The organism is Kitasatospora sp. CM 4170, assembly GCF_032110285.1.
Taxonomy (GTDB): Bacteria; Actinomycetota; Actinomycetes; order Streptomycetales; family Streptomycetaceae; genus Kitasatospora; species Kitasatospora aburaviensis.
This window is the reverse complement of the sequence record NZ_CP134877.1, coordinates 1,391,078-1,411,328: the sequence shown is the minus strand read 5'-3', so window position 1 is coordinate 1,411,328 and position 20,251 is coordinate 1,391,078. Positions and strand designations below refer to the sequence as shown.

9 protein-coding genes and 1 pseudogene are annotated in these 20,251 nt (G+C 66.0%); 4 read left to right on the top strand and 6 right to left on the bottom strand.

Annotation, left to right across the window (positions count from 1 at the left end; all coding sequences use genetic code 11):
* Positions 1–284: 284 nt before the first annotated feature.
* The 4 genes and pseudogenes from RMN57_RS05945 to RMN57_RS05930 form a co-directional block, all read right to left on the bottom strand.
* The gene (locus RMN57_RS05945) at positions 285–980 is read right to left on the bottom strand and encodes a hypothetical protein (RefSeq protein WP_313762316.1); all 696 of its coding nucleotides are present in this window, start codon (positions 978–980) and stop codon (positions 285–287) included.
* Positions 952–7,233, bottom strand: a complete 6,282-nt coding sequence (locus RMN57_RS05940; protein ID WP_313762315.1) for a hypothetical protein — start codon at positions 7,231–7,233, stop codon at positions 952–954. Before RMN57_RS05940 ends, RMN57_RS05945 begins: the two co-directional genes overlap by 29 nt.
* A gap of 586 nt (positions 7,234–7,819) precedes the next feature.
* Entirely contained in the window at positions 7,820–9,196 is a 1,377-nt protein-coding gene (locus RMN57_RS05935; protein WP_313762314.1) for a hypothetical protein, read from the bottom strand.
* Between the two features lie 237 nt (positions 9,197–9,433).
* Positions 9,434–9,577: pseudogene (locus RMN57_RS05930) on the bottom strand (exodeoxyribonuclease III); the annotation flags it as partial.
* A gap of 89 nt (positions 9,578–9,666) precedes the next feature.
* Here RMN57_RS05930 and RMN57_RS05925 point away from each other — a divergent pair.
* The 3 genes from RMN57_RS05925 (at position 9,667) to RMN57_RS05915 (ending at position 18,133) form a co-directional block, all read left to right on the top strand.
* Positions 9,667–11,235, top strand: coding sequence for a recombinase family protein (locus tag RMN57_RS05925; protein WP_313762313.1), 1,569 nt, complete (start codon positions 9,667–9,669; stop codon positions 11,233–11,235).
* 281 nt (positions 11,236–11,516) lie between these two features.
* The gene (locus RMN57_RS05920) at positions 11,517–13,790 is read left to right on the top strand and encodes a hypothetical protein (RefSeq protein WP_313762312.1); all 2,274 of its coding nucleotides are present in this window, start codon (positions 11,517–11,519) and stop codon (positions 13,788–13,790) included.
* A 671-nt stretch (positions 13,791–14,461) separates the two neighbouring features.
* Entirely contained in the window at positions 14,462–18,133 is a 3,672-nt protein-coding gene (locus tag RMN57_RS05915; RefSeq protein WP_313762311.1) for an alpha/beta fold hydrolase, read from the top strand.
* 274 nt (positions 18,134–18,407) lie between these two features.
* On the opposite strand, the gene RMN57_RS05905 is transcribed toward RMN57_RS05915, so the two are convergent.
* Positions 18,408–18,959: a hypothetical protein gene (locus RMN57_RS05905; protein ID WP_313762310.1), complete on the bottom strand. Its 552-nt coding sequence runs from the start codon at positions 18,957–18,959 to the stop codon at positions 18,408–18,410.
* Between the two features lie 282 nt (positions 18,960–19,241).
* Between RMN57_RS05905 and RMN57_RS05900 the strand changes: the two genes are divergently transcribed.
* Positions 19,242–19,373 carry a hypothetical protein gene (locus tag RMN57_RS05900; RefSeq protein WP_313762309.1) on the top strand — a complete coding sequence of 44 codons (132 nt, stop codon included), beginning with the start codon at positions 19,242–19,244 and terminating at the stop codon, positions 19,371–19,373.
* A 72-nt stretch (positions 19,374–19,445) separates the two neighbouring features.
* On the opposite strand, the gene RMN57_RS05895 is transcribed toward RMN57_RS05900, so the two are convergent.
* Positions 19,446–20,249, bottom strand: coding sequence for an exodeoxyribonuclease III (locus RMN57_RS05895; RefSeq protein WP_313762308.1), 804 nt, complete (start codon positions 20,247–20,249; stop codon positions 19,446–19,448).
* Between the last annotated feature and the right edge of the window lie 2 nt (positions 20,250–20,251).

The following is a 20,251-nucleotide window of genomic DNA, read 5'->3' as shown; positions in this document are numbered from 1 at the left end:
CCGCAGGGCCTCCTGCGCGTCCGGCGACAGCCGCCGAGCGTCCCCAACCAGATCCGTCACACCCGGATCAGCGAGCCCGGAACCTTACCGTTTCGGGTCAATAGGAGAGATGTGGCCATCAGTACGGGTAAAAGGGCACCCAGGAAGCGTTCGGAGTAAGAATGGGGACCCTCGGCGACCGCCCGGTGTTGATCACGGAATACGAGGAGTGCGGGTCGAGGCGTTCGACGTTGGCGGTCCGGCGGCGTTTCCCCTCCGTCGATGCTGACAGGCTGGATACCAGGTCAGCTGTCTGGCGAAGGATGTTCCTCAAGCGCGAGGCGGATGCGGGCAATACGCGCTTCGGCTTTCCGAAGCGAGGCGCCAACCTCCGCGCTTTTGGCCGCCAGGTCTCCGATCTGGCCACTGTGAGGGGCCTGAAGGTCAGTCTCATGATCTCCCTCGTGCATCAGCCGGAAGACCTCTTGAAGGGCGCGGTGCTGGTCGTCCTCGTCGAGGTGCTCAGAAAGCTCGAGCCACTTTGCTTCCTTGCTGGCTGCCTCTTCAGCGGCAAGGACCACGACGTCCCTCACGACACCGCGGACGATATCTTCCAGCTCCAGGGCGTGCTGGAGCAATGGGGCCATGCCCATGTCGGAAGCGTCGGGCTGGTGACCTGACCTGAACGTTCCGTAGAAGTGCCAGGGAGCCTGCTTCTCGCTCAAGCGTTCCAAGGCTCTGAACACGGGCCCGAAGGAGGTCATCGGCGGGTCCTGGGTATTCAGGGACGCCCGATGGCTCCAAAGGTCAAGAATGGTGCTTGCCGTTTCGCGTCGGACGCTTTGGACTTGCGACTCATCCGCAGCCTGGGCGCGGACGATCAGATCGCCGATGTGATGTGCCATCCAGCGGCCGAGGACATCGTTGCTCGGCAGGCTCTCCGCGATCTCCTTGCCGAGTGCGAGCGTCTTCTCAAAGCTCGCTGCATCCTCCGGATGCATCGAAGAGGTAAATCTTGAAGGACCGCTCGAGGAAGGGGAGGCGTTCGTCATCGTCATTGTCCCGCATGCTGGAGTAGGAAGGCTTGTGGTCGTCATGAGTGCGGTCGATCGCCACCTCGACGATCAGACTTCGACCGGTCCCGGCGAGTAGAGCGAGGAGGGCCTCGCGCTGGATCTCAAGTCGCTGGCCCTGTTGTGTTATGCCGACGCGCCGACCGGTCTGCGTGCCGTCACTCCAGACAGTGCTGCGAAGGGCAGGCCTATCGGAACACACCCAGATGCGCATGTCGGCGTCAGGAACGAGTCCGAGCATCGACACGAACTCATCGGCAGGGTGAGCAGGAGGGAATCCGACGGCGGCGGCTACTGGATCCCTGCCGTCTTGGCCTTCTCTCGTGTACTGGTCCACGATCCAACCGCTCAGCTCGAAGCCGTCGGTTGAGAACTGGTCCTCCTCGTCTGTGGCGTCAGGGAGACAGAAGTCCCAGTGGGAAGGGGCTGTCTGCAGCGCGAGGACCAGCGCCCGGGCGTTGTCAGAGTTGGCCAGAGCGCTTCGGATGGAGACGTTCTGGGCCGCTCGGTCGGTGGTGTCATCCGACCTTTCCCATACAGTGATCCAGCCGCTGTTCGCAAGGAGCCGTTGACTGAAGTACTGGCTGTTGAGACGCCAGACCCACTCCCGGTCGGGGGCGTGGTCTGGCCCGGTGAAGATGCTTCTCGGCGCGGGGTCGCGTCGGTCGGAAAGCCATCGGCCATCCTTGCGACTGATGAGGAACCTACCGAGCCATTCCGAGAATCGGTCGGCGGGTGAATCGTCATCTTGGAGGACTGGGTACTTTGTGACCAGTTCGCCGGCCGCAGCCCACAGTGCATGAGTGGACAGGTAGAAATGCAGGTCCTCTTCCTGTGGCCATTCCGATTTATGGGCGAAGCTTGAGTCCCGTGGATAGAGTCTCAATGTGTGGCGAGGGTCCTCGTCGCAGTAGTGAGGCTTCAGTCGATCGATGAGGACGTGGTCGGCGAGCCTTTCGACTTGTTCCTCCGTCATCCCGAATGCTTCTGCAAGCGGTCGGCACCAGTAGTCGGTGAAGTCCAGGAAGAAGCGGAACCGGACGGGCTCAGCGCTGGGGAGAGCGGAGGCCTCGTGTGTACCTGCGCGGGCGTCCTCCGATGCGAGAACCTTCTGCCGCCGAGCCGCCCGGTCCTGCCAGGAGTGGCGAATGATCTCCGCCGGCACATTGACGGAACGGCAGGTGAGGAGCTCGTCCGACGTCAGTTGAACGGCGCCGGAGGACGCCAACGAGATCAGGGTGGTCCTGGCACTCTCCCGCATGACGACGTGGGGAACATCGTCGAAGACGACCTTCTTCAACAGAGGCGCGAAGAGCGAGATCTGGTGAAATGCGCCGGGTTCCTCGGCTGCGCGTGCCAGCGCGAAGAGGAGCCACTGCCGCGCGTGCAGGTCGTAGAAGGGAAGACGGGTGTGCCTGAACGGGGACACGTCGAGAACCCCAAGGGCGAAGCGGTGCAGGGCGTCGAGTTCCTCGACGCAGCCGAAGGCCGCGAGGAGCCTTACGCAGTGGGATGCCTGCCAGCGCATGCCAGGTGCGGGATCGCCGAGGGCGGTCCACACGTAGCCGGCCACGCATTCGCCGATTCTCGATGGGATGGCAGGGAGCCTGGCAAACTCGCCATCGCCGGAGTCTGTGGGTGCGACGTCGGCGAGCATGGTGGTGAGGTCATCGAGAAGGACCGCTGCCTGGGGGTGTGGAAGTCGCTGTGCCAACCGCCCCGCCAGAGCGTAGCACTCCTCGGAGGATAGCGGGACCTGATGCGATCCGAGTTCCTTAAGGGCTGCTCCCAGCAGGTCTTCGTTTGGAGTACCGGCAAGTTCGGCGACCACTTTTAGGTCTAGGGTGTCATAGCTCCGGGTCGTGAGTTCTCGGCAGAACCTCGCGGCCGCCGTTCGGCCGAGACGGCCGATTCGCCTGCGGACCGCCTGAGGGAGAATCGGCTGTTCGGCGAGCTTCTTGACCATCGCTGCATGGTCGAAGATGGAGAAGTGGGGGTTGCTTTCAAAGGCGGCCACCATGTTGTCGAGCCTGGGGAGCGGGACGCGAACCGCTCGGTCGACGACACTCTCCCATCTCAGCAGGGCCTTGGAGTCGCGGACCAACACGCGGGCCGCTTCCCAGCCCTCGGCGGTGGTGAGGTCGCACGTCGTTAGGGCTTCCTCCGCCTGCTGTCTGTGTGTGACTCGGGCCTCGTCCTCCATGTACCAGTCTCGCGAACTGTTCATGGCGGTCGTGGGGATCACGAAGTGACGTGCGGCAGGAGCAAGAGGTGTCCCGTCGAGCTTGATGCCGAGCTCATTGGCAGTCTGATCGAGGCGGTCAAAGGACTCGGTGCGAAATCGCTCAGGTCGGAGGAACTCCCCGGCTGCCTGGGCAGTGGCTTGGCCGTGGGCGGGCGCATGGCGGAACGCTCGTTCGACGAGCTGAAGGGGGTTGACGCTGTGGCCGCCGAAGGGCAGCAGCCCCAGCTGTACGGTGGCTGTGAGCGGACTGTTGTCCTCTGCGGTGACCGCTCGCATGAACGGCAGCTCGGAACAGAACCGGCGGTCTCGCCAGCGAGAGGCCGTGGCTGTTGCCGATCGTCCACTAAGGCGGCTGATTGCCGAGAGCGCCTCGGAGGGGTCAGCGGCATCTCCGACGAAGGGGTCGAGACCCTCAACGACTTGCGCGACGCGGTAGGCGCGTACATCGTCGTCCTCGGTCTCTGAGGAGGCAGCTCGTGTGAGAGCGACGAGTGATTTCCACACCGCGTGGACGTCGTCCCCCACGCGATCCGTCAGATCGATGGCGTGAGTGAAGTATGCCTGGGCCTCGCTTGGGTCGAACCGATAGACGGCCCTGGCCAGTTCGACCATCTGCTCGGCTTTATTCTCCGCGCTCTCGTGAGAGGCGTCGACTGCCTTCGCGGCCAGCTCCGCCACGCTCACCGTGATGTGTGCCAGCTCAGTGATGCCGGCCGCTGTCCGCACCACGTCGATGAGGCTTGTGACACTGATGTGACGTTCCGCCTCCGAGTACCAGTTCAAGAGCAGTTGCCGAGATTCCTCCGAGGAACCGAAGGTGAGGATCCGGGCCCCGAAGCGTGAGGCACCTCGGATAAGCAGGTGGGGGGTCTCGTAGTCGGAGTAGCTCTTGAGCCTGGTCACCGCGAGCTCCCGGAACCGGGCGTCCGTGTCCTCGGCGGTGCCGACCAGGCAGTCGACCCAGAGGCCGGCCAGCCCGGCCAGGGGCACCACGCTTTGCTGATGATCCATCAGTTCACGGGAGTGAACGTGAGGTTGGCGACGCGCCTCGATGACGTCGGGGCTGGTGATTCCCTCCAGGTCGAACGGTTGCTGCCGAACTCTGGCCAGCAAGGAGTACCCGCAGAGCAGGGTCTCCGTGCCGTGGCCATATCGGCTTCCTGCTGCCCGTCCCAGGTCCTTGGGGAGGTTCAGCATGAGGATTCGTTCTGCTTCGCTGTCGGGCAGAACGCCATGGCGAAGCCCCATGGCGACGATCCATGCGACCGCCTGGAGTCCGAGGTTCTCCTGCCCGTATCGGTTGTGGAAGGAGATCGGTCTCCGCTGCCTCCTCAGTACCCTGACCAAACGCTGCGCGAGCGGCCTTCGACAGACGAGATTGGCGTTCCAGGCGGCCACGGCGACCGCGAATCGCAGGTACTTCACCCGTGTCGCCGCTCGACCGAGCTCCTCAAGTTCGTCGATGCGGCCGGCGTCGGCGAGCCGGGTTGCGATGATCAGTCCCGTGTCGAACGCAAGATGCTTGGGTCGCCACCGGGAGAGGTGGTCGATGCAGGCCTTCACCCCGTCGGTGTTCAGCAGGCCGAAAGCGATTTCGGCGATGTCCGCGGCGCCGACCCCGTGATCTTGGTGGTCGTCCCGAGGCTGCCGCACCCAGGCGCGGATCCAGTCGGCAGCGCTGCGCAGTCTGCTGCGGGCAAAGTCGGTCCGCCCCTCCGCTGCGGAGAGCAGCGTCCCTTCGTAATGGAGGTTTGATCCAGGCCAGTCTCCTGCAAGACTACGTGTGGCAACCATGTCCTCGATGGTTCGCGCATCGAGGAACTGCCCGGCCAGATCGGTGTTCCGGCGCAACAATTGAAGCCGGCGGGAGTGACCTGCGGCCAGGCCGGCGGCCTTGAGCGCGAGCCGTGCTGCGCTGTAGTCCCGCCCTGCGCGGAGGGTCGCCTTGAGCGCGAATTGGGCGCGTTGCTGAGCGATCTCTTGCTCTTCCAGGTCATTGCCCCGGGGTAGGGCGCCGTCGTTCAACGCCAGATCGACGAGGGTGTCGACCTGATTCGCCTCCCAGAGCAACTGGGGCAGGGAAGCTGCCACATACGGTTCCGTGGCGGCGAGCGGGGTTAGCCGGTCGAGGAAGTCAGTCAGGGCTTTGCCGGTTGGGCGGCATTTGGTCCGGAACCAGGTTTCGGTCGGTTCGTCGCGGAACTGCAGGGTGTCGCCGTCCACGAGCAGCGGCCGTCCGAGATCCGCCACGAAGCTGTGGATCAGGGCAGGCGGTACCGAGCACAGTTCTACCAAAACGCGGACGGGAATCCGCGGCCGAAGCGCGGCGAGCGCCTCGCACAACCGGTCGATCTCATTCGCGGAGTGGTGGGCGTCCTTGCACTTGTCCACCAGTCCCTGCAGCAGCCCGTCGAGCAAGGTACTGTCGGTCTGTAGCACCCCGCGGAGGGAGGCGAGGCAGCTCTCGATGTCCCTGGCCGAGTCGAGCGCGAGGGCTTGCACCCGGGGGTTCCCGCCAGTCAGACGGTGAAACTCCGACGCCTGCTGGTCGGTGACGACGCCGAACACCGACACGAGGAACTGCTTGGTCTCCTCGGTACCGAAGCCTATGAGCTCGATCCGGTGTGCCAGGGGCGGTGGATCGAGTAGGTCGATGCGCTCCGTCCGGCAGAGCATCATCAGACGCACGTTGCTGGGCAGGGGTTCGCGCAGCAAGTCGCTGACAAAGGTGCGTTCGTCGCAGTCCCCGGCGAAGAGCGCCGCGTTGTCAGCGGCATCCACAATCACGGCCAGCAGCGCCTGTGGGGCCGTGGCTGACAGGCTCTCCGATGCGGCCCGGACCCGAGCTAGAAATGCCTTGGCGTAGTCGGCGGGCTGGGCCGTGGCCGAGGGAATCAGAGGGTCGCAAAGAGCGTGTGAGGCCAGCTCGTTCGACAGCTGCACCAGACCTTGCTGGTGCTGGTGCCGCGGCGCGCTGGCACGCCGGTATCCGCCGTTGCCGAAGCAGTCATAGACAAGGGTGACAGAGTGCTCTGGAAGGTGTCTTTCGACCTGCGTGGCGAAGACTGACTTCCCGACGCCGCCAGCTGCGTGCACGATCACGGGCCGCCCGGCGAACGCCATGGCTTCGTCGACGATCTCGCGGGTCTGCGCGGTGACGATCACGGAGTCGGGACGGTCGATGAGGTTCGGCGCGGGGAGGAGGAGATCCGGCGCGGTCCTTAGCGAGGTCAGGACCGTAAGTCTGGTGATGACGGGATCAGATTCGAGGGACGTGGCACGCCTGGCGACCATCTCCTTGAGCAAGACGTGCTCGACGTCAGGAGCGCCGGGGAGGAAGCCCGCGAGATCCAGTCTGAAGAGACCCTCGATGCGTAGCAGGCCCGGAGCGCTGGAATCGACCTCGAAACGACCGAAGAACAGCGCTTCGCCATCCGGATCGTCGTCGAACGCCGCGTACTGCTTGAGGAACTTAATCTCGTTCTTGTGTTCCTGCGCTGCGCTCTTCGAAGCTAGGGCCTCGATCGCCTTCAGGACCGAGATGCTCACCGGCCGATTGGAGAGGAACTCGAACGACACTTTCTGCTCGGCCCCGGGGAGCTCGGACCTGATGCGGCGGAACTTCTCGGCGAACCCCTTCACGGTCTTGGAGAGCCCCGAAACCGTCCAATCCTTGTCCGCCTGGACAGTCGAGTGCTTGAGCTGTCGGTATACCACGCGGCTGGCATCCGCAAGACCGCCCGCGCCGTAGTACTCGGCGATGTCGATGACATCCTCGCCGTCGTCGCCCGCGGTGTCATCCGGCGAAACGCCCTCGACGACGATCGCCGTCAGGTCCGAGTCGGGCGACAACAGTTTGAGCGCCTGACGGGCGCCCCAGTGATAGTGGAACTGGTCGCCGTCCCGACTTGCACGAAGGCGATCGGTCTCGGTCATCCGTGGACCTGACTGAGCTGCATGTCGTTCCGGCTCGGCAAGGCTCTCCTCGACATCGCAAGTGGTGGGACGGGGCGACGTCAGCACAACGTAGCACCGGGCGCGGTCGTGCAGGTCCGCCACTACCTGGACGAAGTGATCTCGCTCTCCGGTTGTCGCAGAAGGGGCGGTACACGGAGGCCTTGGACGCCGCCGAGGAGGCGCTGTAAATTGGTCGGAGCCGGTGGACGGCAACCCCGCACACGAACCCCTTCTCGCCCGCGCACTGAGGGACTTGTTGGTGGTTACGGTAGTAGGAGGCGTGCGCGACGCGGAGATCCCGGACACCGCCGAACAGTGACGATCTATCCCGAGCCGACGGCCACGCCTTCCTTGGCCTCAGCATCCATCACGGCCACGACCCTACGTACGTTCTCAGGTGTGCCGGCGTGGAACTCCGGCGCCTTCGTCGCACGGCCGGAACGTCGGCACCGCGTCGCCATGTCACAGGATCGCCCTGGCCGGCTTCACCTGAGCGTGCCCGCGGCCGATCCGCCTCGCGCAGGCAGGACAGGCTAACGCCCTTGGGCCTATACCGGGCAGGAGTTCAGAACGGTGGCTCGTCCAGCCACAGGTGTGGCGTCGGTACGGCGGGCGGTGGTGGGCTTGTGTGCTGTAGGAGGGCCAGGGCGTCATCGATGCGGCCGAGGTCGATGAGGTAGCCGGCCAGGGTGCTGGCGTTGGCGGGGGCGTGTTGCTTGAGGGCGGTGACGGCGTCCTCGGCGCGTCCGGCGCCGGCCAGCAGCCTGGCGAGGTGCTCCGCCGCGTACGAGGTGGTGCCCTCGGGGTGGGCCAGGGTCAGCTCGACGGCCTCGTCGACCCACCCGCAGGCGGCCATCAGTGGCAGCCTGATCCAGAACAGGTCCCACTCCTCCTTGCCACGACGGGCCTTGAGGTCGTCGAGCCAGGCCACGGCGTCCTGCGGGCGGCCTTGGTCGGCGTAAAGCGTGCACAGCACGTCGACGATCCAGTCCTCCGCGCCGCCTGGGGCGTCGGCCAGCGTGCGCATCACCTCGATCGCCTCGTCGTAGCGGTCGTGCCGCGCCAGGAGGCGTGCGAGTTCCACGGCCACGTTGCCGCGGCGAACGGATGCTTCGCCGGCCTGCCGGTAGACGGTGATCGCGCCGTCGACGTCGCCGCGCTCCTCGAGCAGCTCAGCGAGGCACTGCGCGGCGTGCGCGAGAGGTTCGGTGTCCGCGTACGCGCGCAGCTCGTCGATCCGGTTGTGCCGGGCGAGCAGGTCGGCGAGCTGGTCACGGCCGTTGAACGAGGTGAGCTGGCGGGTGGACAGCAGGGCGATCGCTTCTTCAACCCGGCCCTGGCGTTCGCGGACGGTGGCGAGCAGCCCGATGGCCAGCTGGGGCTCCAGGCCGCGGCAGCACCAGGGGGAGTCGCACTCGTGCCCGGCCGGGATCCGGGCAGTCAGCAGTCCGGCGGCCTCCTCGTCGCGGCCGGCGCCCTGCGCGACGTCGACCAGTGCCTTGGCGAGGGACCAGTCGTCGATGTGGGCTTGCAGCAGGTCGAATGCCTCATCAGCCCGGCCGTGCCGGGCGAGAAGCCGCGCGAACGACGCGAGCGCCAACCCGCCCCCGGTCTCCGCGGACGAGCGGGCCAAGGTCAAGTGTGCGCGGTGGAGGGCGATCGCCTCCTCGCTGCGTCCCCATTCCTCCAGCAGCCTGGCCGTGCCCTCGGCTGCTATCCACCAGCCCGTGGCCAGGTACGGGGCGAGCACCTCGAGCGCTTCGGCCTGCCGGTCCTGCCCGCCGAGTACTCTTGCCCACTCCGCGGCGCAGAACCACTCCCCGCAGCCTGCCTGGCGCTCCACCTCCTCGATGTAGCCGAGCTCGAGAAGCCGCGCGACAAGCTCCGGCGGGATGCAGCCCGTCCGTGCCCGGGCTCGGTAGTCAAGATCAGAAGCGTCCACGACCACGCACCATAGCCCTTGCCATGGTCGGCGACCTGGACCGAGGTCGGCCCATCCGACTTTTTACAAATCGAGTCGTTTCCTCGACCGGCGTCTGGCCTCTCCAGTGCAAACGGCGCGACCTCCGCGGTGTGGTGCGCGGTGCATCGATGGGCGGCTGAACGCCCTGGTTCTCCGCCGAGAAGCGGTGGCAATGACCGAGGTGGCCTCACCGCGCCGCTTCATCTTCCGTCAGTGTTAAAGGAGTTGGCGAGAGTCGAAGACTGCCGTGACGGGGGCGTGGTCGGACCAGCGTTCGGCGTGGGAGGCAGGACGCTCGACGTACGCCTCGACGCACCTGGCCGCAATTCCCTGACTGGCCATCAGATAATCAATCCTCCAGCGGAACGACACCTTTTCGAAAAAGGTCCACCCGTTCGAGTGCAGCCTGTTCGAGGGTGCCCGCTGGCCTGGGCGGTAGGGGGCCTCCTATGGGCAGCAGCATGACAGCTTTGGCGCCGGTTCGGGCGGTGGTGGGTTCGCGTGTGTCGGACACGCACGGGGATGAGGGCAAGGTCTCGCACCTGGTGCAGGCGGAGTCGGCGACCCGGCACGCGCTCTCGAAGGAGTGGGAGATCGTCGGGTCTTTCGAGGACCTGGACGTCTCTGCCCAGATCACGCCGTGGGATCGTCCTGACCTGGGGCCGTGGCTCACCGAGCGCCAGGGCGAGTGGGACGCGATGGTGTGGGCCAAGGTCGACCGGGCGTTCCGCTCCGCCAAGGACTGCGCGGACGTGGCGCACTGGGCGGAGGAGAACCGCAAGGTCCTGGTGTTCACGGATGACGGCATCACCTTGGACTACCGGGAGGGCCGCGAGTCGTCGTTCGGGAACGAGCTGGCCAAGACCTTCCTGATGCTGGCGTCGATCTTCGCGGAGATGGAGCTCAAGCGGATCAAGGCCCGGGTCACTGCCGCGCACAAGCACCTGCGGAAGACGGACCGCTGGGCGGGTGGGCAGCCGCCGTACGGGTACCGGATCGTCGACCGCCCCGGTGGCGGGCGAACGCTGGAGCCAGATCCGGTCACGTCCGAGGCGGTCCGGTACATGGGCATGTTGCTCCTGGAGGGGCAGAGCCAGTGGATGATCGCCATGGCCCTGGAGGTTGCCGGTTTCGACACGCCGTCGATGCACGCGTACAAGAACCAGGGCGACACCTACACGAGCAAGCGCAAGACGCCGCCGTCGAAGCACTGGAACCCGACCAGCGTGGGGAAGATCCTGCGCTCGCCGGCGACGATGGGCCTGAAGCTGACCGGCCGCTCCGTGAAGGCGCGCAAGATCGCGCGGGACGCGAAGGGCCTGCCGATCCGGATGGCCGCGCCGCTGTTCACGGAGGAGGTGTGGGCTTCGATCCAGGCCGCGATGGACGAGCGATCGGTCACCAAGGAGCGCTCCAACGGCGCCTCGCCCTGGCTCGGTGTTGCGCACTGCGACCGCTGCGGGGACCGGTTCTACCGGCAGGTGAACCTCGCCAAGAACGGCAAGATCTACGAGTACTACCGCTGCGCGAAAACGGCCGGCAAGCCGGCCTGCAAGGGCCAGTCCGTCAAGGGCGAGCGCGTCGCCGCCGCGATCGCCGCGCTGGTGGCGCGCCTGGCCAAACTGGCGATGACGGTGCGCAGGTTCATCCCCGGCGAGGACCACACCGAGCAGCTCAACCACGTCACCCAGGCCATGAAGGATCTCCGCGAGGAGAAACGACGCAATCTCTTCGACTACCCCGGTGGCGACGAGGAGTACTCCGAAGCCCTCGAAGTCCTCGTCGACGAACGCCGCCGCCTCGCCGCCCTCCCCCAACGCCCCTCCGCCTGGGTGGAAGTCGAGACCGGCCAGACCTTCGCCGACGCCTGGGCACAGGCCGACCAGGAACACCGCCGCCAGCTTCTCCTCGGTCTCAAGGCCCGCCTCTACATGACACCCACCATCGAAGGCTGGTATCTACCCGCCGAACTCGAAGCACGAGTAACGAAGCTGGACTACGCCGGCAGCTCGGCGTAGGTCAGGTGATCAGGGATCGTTGTGGACCCGAGGCCGCCACGCCAGGCAGGGCTGCCGCTGGATTGGTCGGGGCATACCGCTTGGGAGGGGCGGCGGGCAGACTGGGGTGGTCAGCCGAGTAGTCGACTTCGGGCTGCTGTAGCAGCTAGCGGGGCGGGGCGGTGACCGGCAAGGGGGATTCAGTGGGAGGGCTTGGCGGGCGCGAACCGCGTGATGGGCATGAGTACCGCCCACCGGGTTCTCCTGAACCTGGAGCCGTCCGTTCTGCCAATGGGGCCGCCATGGGGGATAGCACCGTTCAGAACAGGGTCGAGACCTCCAGAGTCGTCGGCAACGTTGTCCAAGCCGGTTCCATCCATCAGCTGACGGTCGTGCAGGTCCAAGGCCGCTGCCGGATTGCGGGTGATGCGGACTTTGTGCCGCTTCACAAGGTCACCGAGACATTTGCGATCGAGCACCTGGGTGTTCAACGGAGCATTGCCACGGGGGCCGAGCATGCGTCCGTGCTTCCGCTCTACGTTCGTCGGCGCCACGACGAAGAGCTGGAGCTTGCCATTGAGCAGGCTCAGGCCCGCAGCGTCATGAAGGTGCTGGTTGCGGACTCCAGCTGTGGGAAGACCCGGGCACTCCACGAGGCACTGAGGCATCTGCGGCCGGCCTCCCGATGGCGTTTGTGGCAGCCGCTGTCCGCCGAGCGGCTCCTCAGCGTGCTCGGCACCAACGGTCTGGATCCCTACACGGTGCTGTGGCTGAACGAGTCCCAGCTCTACCTGGACGGAGACCGCGGCGAACGGGTAGGCGAAGAGCTTCGACGGCTCCTGGCGGGCGGCAACGGGCCAGTGCTGGTCTTGGGCACGTTGTGGAAGGACCACCACCGACGGTTGACCGCCCACGTGACGTCTCCAGACGCAGACCATCACGCCCAGGTACGGGAACTGCTTGCCGGACGGTGTATCAGCGTCTCCGACAGGTTCAGTGACGAGGAGCTGCGGCGGGCGGCGGAGCTGTCCCAGTGCGACGGGCGGCTTGCCGAGGCCCTGCGGCACTCAGGAGGGCGGATCACCCAGTACCTGGCTGCAGGGCCGCTCCTGGTACAGCGCTACGAACACGCAGCCCCGGCGACGAGAGCCGTGATCGAGGCAGCGATGGACGCGCGACGGCTCGGCCACGGGCGCGATCTGCCACTCTCCCTCCTGATGGAGGCTGCCCCGGACTACATGACGGACTCAGAATGGAACCAGGTCGACGAGAACTGGAAGGAGCAGGCGCTCGCCTACGCCACCGAATCGCTTCGTGGCGCCGACGGCGTGCTGACCTTCATCCGTACCCGCCCCGGTGCAGCCCCCCACTCGCAGAAGCACTACCGGCTGGCTGACTACCTTGAACAACACGGCCGCGAGACGCGGAACTGCTGGTGCCCGCCCGCCTCGTTCTGGGCAGCGGCAATCGAGCACTGCACGCGGTCAGAGGACCTGGAAGCACTGGCAGCCGCAGCGCGAGACCGCCTACGGCTACGCACCGCCGCACACCTGTACGGGCGGCTGGCGTTGGCCGGCGATCCCGCCAAGGCCATCCACGAGACGGGCATGATGATCCTGCTGAGCGGTCGACTACAACTCGCCGACTCATGGTTCCGACTCGCCGCCACGCTCGGCAGCACCGACGCCATGCGCCTTGTCGCTGGTCACACAGGCGATCGACATGAAGCCAAGCGCCTGTACGAACAGGCACGGAACGCCGGGGACAAGCACGCCTGGCAGTTGCTGTCCAAATGGCACCAGGACAACGGCGAGAGCGACAAAGCCCGGGAACTGGTGCAACTGGCTGCCGACGCCGGTGATGCAGAGGCGCTCCGGAGCCTCGCTCGGGAAGCCAAGGAAGCCCAGAACTGGGCGGCGGCCGAGCAGTACTACCGACGGGCCATTGCCGCCGGCGACACCCACGCCTACCTGTCGTTGGCCGGCCTGATCGCAGACCGAGGGGACTCGGCACGTGCCGAACAGACCTTGCACGAGGCAGTCGAGGCCGGCGAAACCGTCGCCTTGGAAGTTCTCGCCCACAAGGCCGCGGAGGCCGGCGACTGGGCGCACGCCGAACAGCTGCTTCGGCAAGCCACCGCACACTCCGCGCGTTCGGATGACGCCGACTGGCTCCTCGCTCAGATGCGGGAACAACTGGGCGACGCCGAGGGCGCACTACACCTCTCCAGAATGCTCGCCTCCCAGGATCATGCGGACGCCCTGTTCGAACTCGCCCTGCACCACCGCCGGCAAGGCGACCTCCAATCGGCCGAGGGCTACTACCGCAAGGCCCACGCCGCCGGTATCACCGAGGCCCTTACCTCGGCAGCCTTGATGTGGGTCGAAGACGCCTCCGACAACTCTGCCAACCGGGCCCGCGCTGAGCGCCTCGCTCATCAGGCCGCCGACGCGGGAGACAGTACGGCTATGCGCATACTCGCAGTTCAGGCCCTCACGACAGCCCAGTCGGCACAAGCGCGTCACCTGCTCACCTACGGCCTTGAGCCAGACGGGACCCCGACAGACTCCTGGTAGAGGCCCTGTGGGTGCCGTAAACCTGGTCCGTTCAGGTCATGCGGCATGCCGGTACTCACGGATTCTGCGGACAGTTGCCACGTGTTGCCGCTTGGCGGATGACGCTACCAGGACGAGGGGTCCTCGGCCGATGAGAACCGTCCAAGACACGTTGCCCTTCGACGGCTTCACCGAGATCCCCACGGCCTCGGAGTGGTGCCAGCACTGGCATAACCGACGGCACTCGTGGCGCCACCTCAGCGGGAAGTGGGTTCGATGCCCGCTTCTGCGCGGTCGAGACGAAATTGGTGACGCTCAGTTACCGCACTTTAGACTGCTGCGAAAGACCGAGGTCGGACATGCGCCGAGCATGGAGAGTAGCGTGAAGAAGGAGTCTAGTGCCTTGCCAAACCTGGAACGGATCACCCACTCTTCCGAATAGGTGATTGATTGATATTCGTCAGCCGGGCAGTGTTGCCGCGACGCGCCGTCAACGCCTCTGACCGGGCCTTCAGCCTGCTGGGCTCCGGCCGTCGGGTGCCCATGGCTTCTCAAAACGATGAGCGTGAGCGCACCTGGAACTCCTTGCGGCGACGCTCCCCTACGCATCGGTTCATCAGCGCCGGCGGACAAAGCAGTCGGCCAGACTCAGGGGTCAGCGCATGGTAGCCAGACGTCGCAGACTGGGCGTAGTGTTCGTCCACGGGATTGCCTCTTCGGCCGAGACCTGGGATGCAGTGCGGGAGTCGCTGGCCCAGACAGAGGACTTGGCCAACCTCGAGCCCGATCCGCCGTTCCAATACAAGACCGGCCTGCTCGGCAAGAAGCCCTGGAACCTGAAGAATTCGCTGCTACAGGTGCTTCCTTCGATTGACACCGTGGCAGACAGCCTCGCGGAATACCTGGACACCGAAGCCGAAGACTTCCAACGGCTTGTCCTGGTCGGACACAGCATGGGCGGCCTGGTCATCCAGCGCTTCCTCACGCACATGCTTGGTCAGCAGCGTGGCCACGACCTCAGACGTATCCGCCGGATCGTCCTGCTCGCCTGCCCCAACACCGGCTCCAGTTTGGTACTGGCCCTGCGCAAGGCCCTGCCCCTACGAAACCCGCAGGACCTGGAACTGCAGCCCTTCAATGAGCTTGTCGCTAACACAAAGAACCTCGTCCTGGCCAACATCGTCAACGCGCGAGCGATCACGCCCGGCAGTTGCCCCATCCCCTTCTCGGTCTACGCCGGCGAGAGTGACGGAATCGTCCCCGTGGCCTCCGCCAAGGACGCTTTCCCCGGCGCTCGGGCCCTGCCTGGCGATCACTCCACCATCCTGCAGGAGCAGCGGACCTTCAACACCCTCCGCAGGCTGCTACGAGATGCCACTGACAGCAGCTATCTGGTGACGCTACGCGATGCCGACCCCTTGGACCTCGGCGTGCACCGGGCTGCTCAGTCCACCGATCCTCGTGGTTCCACGGCTGTCGATCCGGAGCATGAAGTACTTACCCCCTATCTGGTGCGTGAGCACGATCACCGGCTGCGTGAACAACTCGCCACTGCTGTGCGCGCTGGCACGTCGCTATTCGCCTTGCTTCTCGGCGAATCCGCCACGGGAAAGACACGTGCCTTGTATGAGGCCGTACTGGGGTTGGCACCCGATCACGTGCTACTGCATCCTGCCGATGCCGAGGAACTTCAGCAGCTTCTGGATGACGGCGCGGTCGTTCAGGGAACGGTGCTGTGGCTCAACGAGACACAGCGCTACCTCCTGGGCGCAGCGGGTTCCGCCATCGCCAAGCGGTTGGCCCGGCAGCTCACTGAGTCAGCGGGCATCGTGATCGTCGGCGCAATGTGGCGTACCCCGCACTTCAAGAACCTTGCGGCCAAAAGCCTCAGTCCCGACGGTGGGCCGATCCAGGATCTGCTCCACCACCGCCACACCATGCGACTGGACGTCCGCGATCAGCTGACCCCTGCGGAGAGCAAGGCACTCCGAACTTTGGCAGTGGAGCAGTCGGACAAGCGGGTGATCGAGGCCCTCGATGCTGGCAAGGTCGACGGGCGGGTGATCCAGCATCTCAGCGGCGGTCCGGAACTTCTCGCCGCCTATCTTCTGAGCGGCGGGCCGGAACTTTTGACCGCCTACCGCGAGCGGAGCCCCCTCGGACCTGTGGACCACACACAGACCACCTTTACTCCCGTTGAACACGCAGTTATCACCGCCGCGTTGGACGCCCGCCGCCTCGGCCACCACCAGCCGATCCCTGCGGCACTGCTTGCTGACGCTGCCGACGGGTACCTGTCTCCCCGCCAGCGTCTGAGCGAACCCGATTGGGCCGCAAGCACGCTCCGTGATCTGACACACGGATACCGCAGAGATGATCATGAAGACCGCACGGACATACGCCGCTGTCTCACCGCCCTGACAACACGCAGCACCCAGTCCGGCACCCCACCGTCCTACGAACCAGCCGACTACCTCGAGCAACACACCCCCGTCGTCCGTTACGACCAACTTGGCCCGCCATCCCTCTGGAACGCCCTGACCAAGCACACGTCAGACCCGGCCGATCTGGAGCGTCTAGCCGAAGCCGCCCGTAAACGTGGTCTGCTCAAAACTGCCGTCAGGCTCTTTCGCAGGGCAGTGTTGGCAGGGAATCCTGATGCCGCATGCAATCTCATCCGCCTCCTTCGCAGTGGCCCCCTTGACCCTGAACTGCAGGCATCAGCCTGGGTAGTGGACAAGATCGATATCACTTACTCGTCCGGGGTGGCTGACTTGCTCACCCAGGTGAACTATTACGGGCCCGACGAGGCAAAGCGAGCATTGCTTGACCGGCAACCCGCCGACCACGCAGACCTTGCCTCGGCCTACGGTGTCGCCACGCTGATAGACGCGCTAATGCGAGCGGGCGCGAGCGAGGCTTTGCAGGCCTTACTGGATCGGCAGCCGGCCGAGCATGTCGACCTAGACGACCCAGGTCCGTATGGGGTTGAGCCCTTGTTGTATGCGCTCAATATGGCTGGAGCGAAGGAAGCGGTAAAAAGGCTATCCGCTCGGGCGGCATCGCGCATTGATGTCAGCAAGAAATGTCCAAGCTCCCTGTTGTATGCAATGAGGCAGGCAGGAGCGAAAGAGACTGAGCAGAGGCTAGTTCTCCGCGCCAGCATGCAGCTCGACGTCAGTGATCTATCCGAGGTCAGAAGCCTGCTGTCGCGCATGCGGGGATCAGAATCGCTGGCAGCATTGGAGACCTTTGTTGCCCGGGTAGTCGAGGGCGCGAACCTCAACATTTGGCTGTTCGGGGAGGTGCTGGATTTGCTGAGCCAATCTCAAGCAAAGGCAGTCATGGAGACGCTGGCCGCCCGGGCCTTCGCCCACATCGAGCAGACCTCCCTAGCCAGCATCGCTGCCCTGCTGTCGGCATTGATGAAAACAGGAGAGCAAGAAGGGGCGCGAAGGCTAGCCATCCTGGCTGCTGAGCAGGCCGACCCGTCCGATCCCGAAGACGTCGCTCATCTGCTGGATGAGTTGATGAAGGTGGGGATGAAGGAGTCGTGGGCCGCTGCGGCCTCGGCGAAGTTGGCCGCCCGGGCCGCCACCCATGCCGACCTCAGCACTGACACGGAAAGTCTGGTGGTTATTCTGAAGGACGCAGGCATGAAGGAGGCCTTGGAGGCGCTGGCCGCCCGGGCCTCCGCCCATGTCGAGCGGACCACCTCAGGAGGCATCGCCCAACTGCTGCGGGCTCTGAGAGAGAAGTGGGCCGACGAGGCGTGGGCGGAGGAGGCGGTGCAGACGCTGACCGCCCGGGCGGCCACACACACGGACCTGCAGGACCTGTACGGCGTCGTCGATCTATTGTCGGAGATGACGAAGGCAGGGAAGCAGAAGGCGGTGCAGGTGCTAGCCACTCGGGCCGCCGAGCACGCACCCCTCACGGAGGCCTATCGCGTCGGCGACCTGTTGTCGCAGCTGACGGAGGCTGGGCAGAGCGACGCAGTGCGAACGCTGCTGGGTCGGCGCCTGGTCGAGCAAGTCGGATTGAGCTCCCCTGACGCCATCGGCAGATTGCTCTCAAGCCTCGATGAAGCGGGGGGACAGCAAGCGAAGCAGACGCTGTCTGCCCGAGCGGCCGCGCACGCCGAAGCGTACGACCCGTACCAGGTCTATGAACTGTGCTGGAAACTGCCCGCTGCGGACTCAGAACGGCTCTATCGTCGAACCGCAGATGCGGGCAGTTTCGGAGATATGCACACTTCCGCATTTGAAGCGAATTGGAGCCATGGGGGCTGGGGATACGGCAGAGAAGCGGACGGTCAAAATTCACCCCCTTGGACATGGAATGAACTGAACTTCTCGACATGAACGCACCAGCAGCACGCCGAGGCGCACAGACTGGTCGTCGGGGAGCAAGGCGAGCATTGCGACCAGTGGCACCACCACGAAGTTCATCACCACCGCGGTGGCAGCGCCCCGAGTACCGGGGCGATCACGTGTTCCAAGTCCGGCCCGAGTCCGGGGGCCGCCCAGCCGAGCAGTGTGCCAGCGGCCAGACGCCGGCCGAAGCGAAGGCGGCCGCGGGCTGCGCCTGCGGCCGCTGACCGGCCGTGGCCGCCCTCGATGCCGGGCACGGACCGTTTCACCGGCGGCGGCCGTGTCGGTGGGTGGCCAGGTCGGTGACGCCGCCGCGGGCGGCCAGGTCCTGCTCGAGGGCGCTGTTCGCCTCCTCCAGGGCGTGCTTCTCGAGCTCCAGGACGTGGACGACGCGAGCGAGCTGCTGGGTCAGGACGCGCAGTTCGTCGCGTTCGGCGCGGACGCGGGCCAGGTCCTCATCCTGCTTGCGGCGCCGGGCCTGGTCCGCGTCGCCGTTCCGGCCGGGGATCGCCTGCACGGACTTGACCAGGGCGTGGAACAGGTCTTTCAGGCCGGTGTGCTTGTGGGTGAGCTTGTTGCGCCGAAGTCCCGCCTCGGCGGCGAGCGCGACGATGATGAGTTTCCCGTCGGAGCGCAGGGGCGCGCCGATCAGGAGCCGGATCACCGCGTCGGTGATGGCCTGGACCTCGGCAGCGTCTGCCGGGGTCCGGTCCTCGGCGGGTCGGTAGGCCAGGGCCTGGCCGACGATCCGGGCGAGGTCGGCGGCCCGCTGTTCGCCGGGGCCGGGCTCGGTGGCCGGGTCAGCTGTCGTTGTCATCGTCGGTTCCTGACGTGGTGCGGTCGGTGGCGCCCTGGTGGCGGCGGACGATCTCGATGAGGCGGGCCTTGCGTTGCTGCTCCCGCGCGGCGATCGGGTAGGGGTCGAGTCCCGCCTCGGCGTCGGCGTCTATCCAGCCGATCTCGCAGCGCAGGCCGGCGATCTGGGTGTCGGTGCGGCTGATGTTCGGGCACGCGGGGTGGCAGCGGGAGTGGTCCGGGGTCTGGCGGGCGGCGTCGCTGGCGCGGCCGCGGTCCGGGTGGCACAGCGTGGTCGGCCCCCTTGCCCACCTCCTTGCTCGGCCTCGACCAGGAACGGCTTCTGGGGGAGATCGTGCGGATGATCGGGACGGGGGAGTCGGTTCGCCTGGACCGGCTCGACCGGTTCCTGCTCTTCCCCGAGTGGTCCGGGTGACGGGGCCGGTCACGCGATGGACGAGGCGGTCCCTGGGCCCAGCCTCATGAGGAGCTTGCCTGCGGGGAGCTGTCAGAACCGATGGTCGAATACCACGGTCACCGGCGCGTGGTCGCTCCAGCGTTCGGCGTGGGATGCGGCGCGTTCGACGTAGGCCTCGACGGCCCTGTCGGCGAGACCTTTTGTACAAACACTTAGATCGATCCTCCAGCCGGAGTCGTTGTCGAAGGCGCGCCCGCGGTAGGACCACCAGGTGTAGGGGCCGGTGCGGTCGGGGTGGAGGGAGCGGACGACGTCGACGTAGCCGGCCTCGTCGAAGACGCGGGAGAGCCAGGCGCGCTCCTCGGGGAGGAAACCGGCGGCCTTCTGGTTGGCCTTCCAGTTCTTGAGGTCCTCCGGGCGGTGGGCGATGTTCCAGTCGCCGCAGACGACGACCTCGCGGCCCTCGGCGGCGGCCCGGGCGCGGAGCTTGGTGAGGTGGACCAGGAACTCCGCCATGAAGCGCTCCTTCTCCTCCTGGCGTTCGGTGCCGACTTCACCGGAGGGGAGATAGAGGCTGGCCACGGTGAGGCCCGGCAGGTCGATTTCCACATACCTGCCCGAATTGTCGAATTCCGCCGATTCGAAACCGATCACCGTGCGCTCCGGCTTCTGCCGGGACAGCACCGCGACACCCGCCCGGCCCTTGGCGGCCGACGGCGCCCAGACCGCGTGCCAGCCCTCCAGGTCGCGCAGCTCCACCGGCAGCTGCTCGGGCTCGGAGCGGACCTCCTGCAGGCAGATGACGGCCGCCTCGGTGGCGGCCAGCCACTCGACGAAGCCCTTCTTGGCGGCCGCCCGGATCCCGTTCACGTTGACACTCGTCACCACAATCACCC

What these genes read in the sequence shown, in the direction of transcription:
- RMN57_RS05920 (WP_313762312.1), top strand. Translation starts at nt 11,517, where the DNA reads ATGGGGGATAGCACCGTTCAGAACAGGGTCGAGACCTCCAGAGTCGTC.
- RMN57_RS05905 (WP_313762310.1), bottom strand. Translation starts at nt 18,959, where the DNA reads ATGACAACGACAGCTGACCCGGCCACCGAGCCCGGCCCCGGCGAACAG.
- RMN57_RS05940 (WP_313762315.1), bottom strand. Translation starts at nt 7,233, where the DNA reads ATGACCGAGACCGATCGCCTTCGTGCAAGTCGGGACGGCGACCAGTTC.
- RMN57_RS05925 (WP_313762313.1), top strand. Translation starts at nt 9,667, where the DNA reads ATGGGCAGCAGCATGACAGCTTTGGCGCCGGTTCGGGCGGTGGTGGGT.
- RMN57_RS05945 (WP_313762316.1), bottom strand. Translation starts at nt 980, where the DNA reads ATGCATCCGGAGGATGCAGCGAGCTTTGAGAAGACGCTCGCACTCGGC.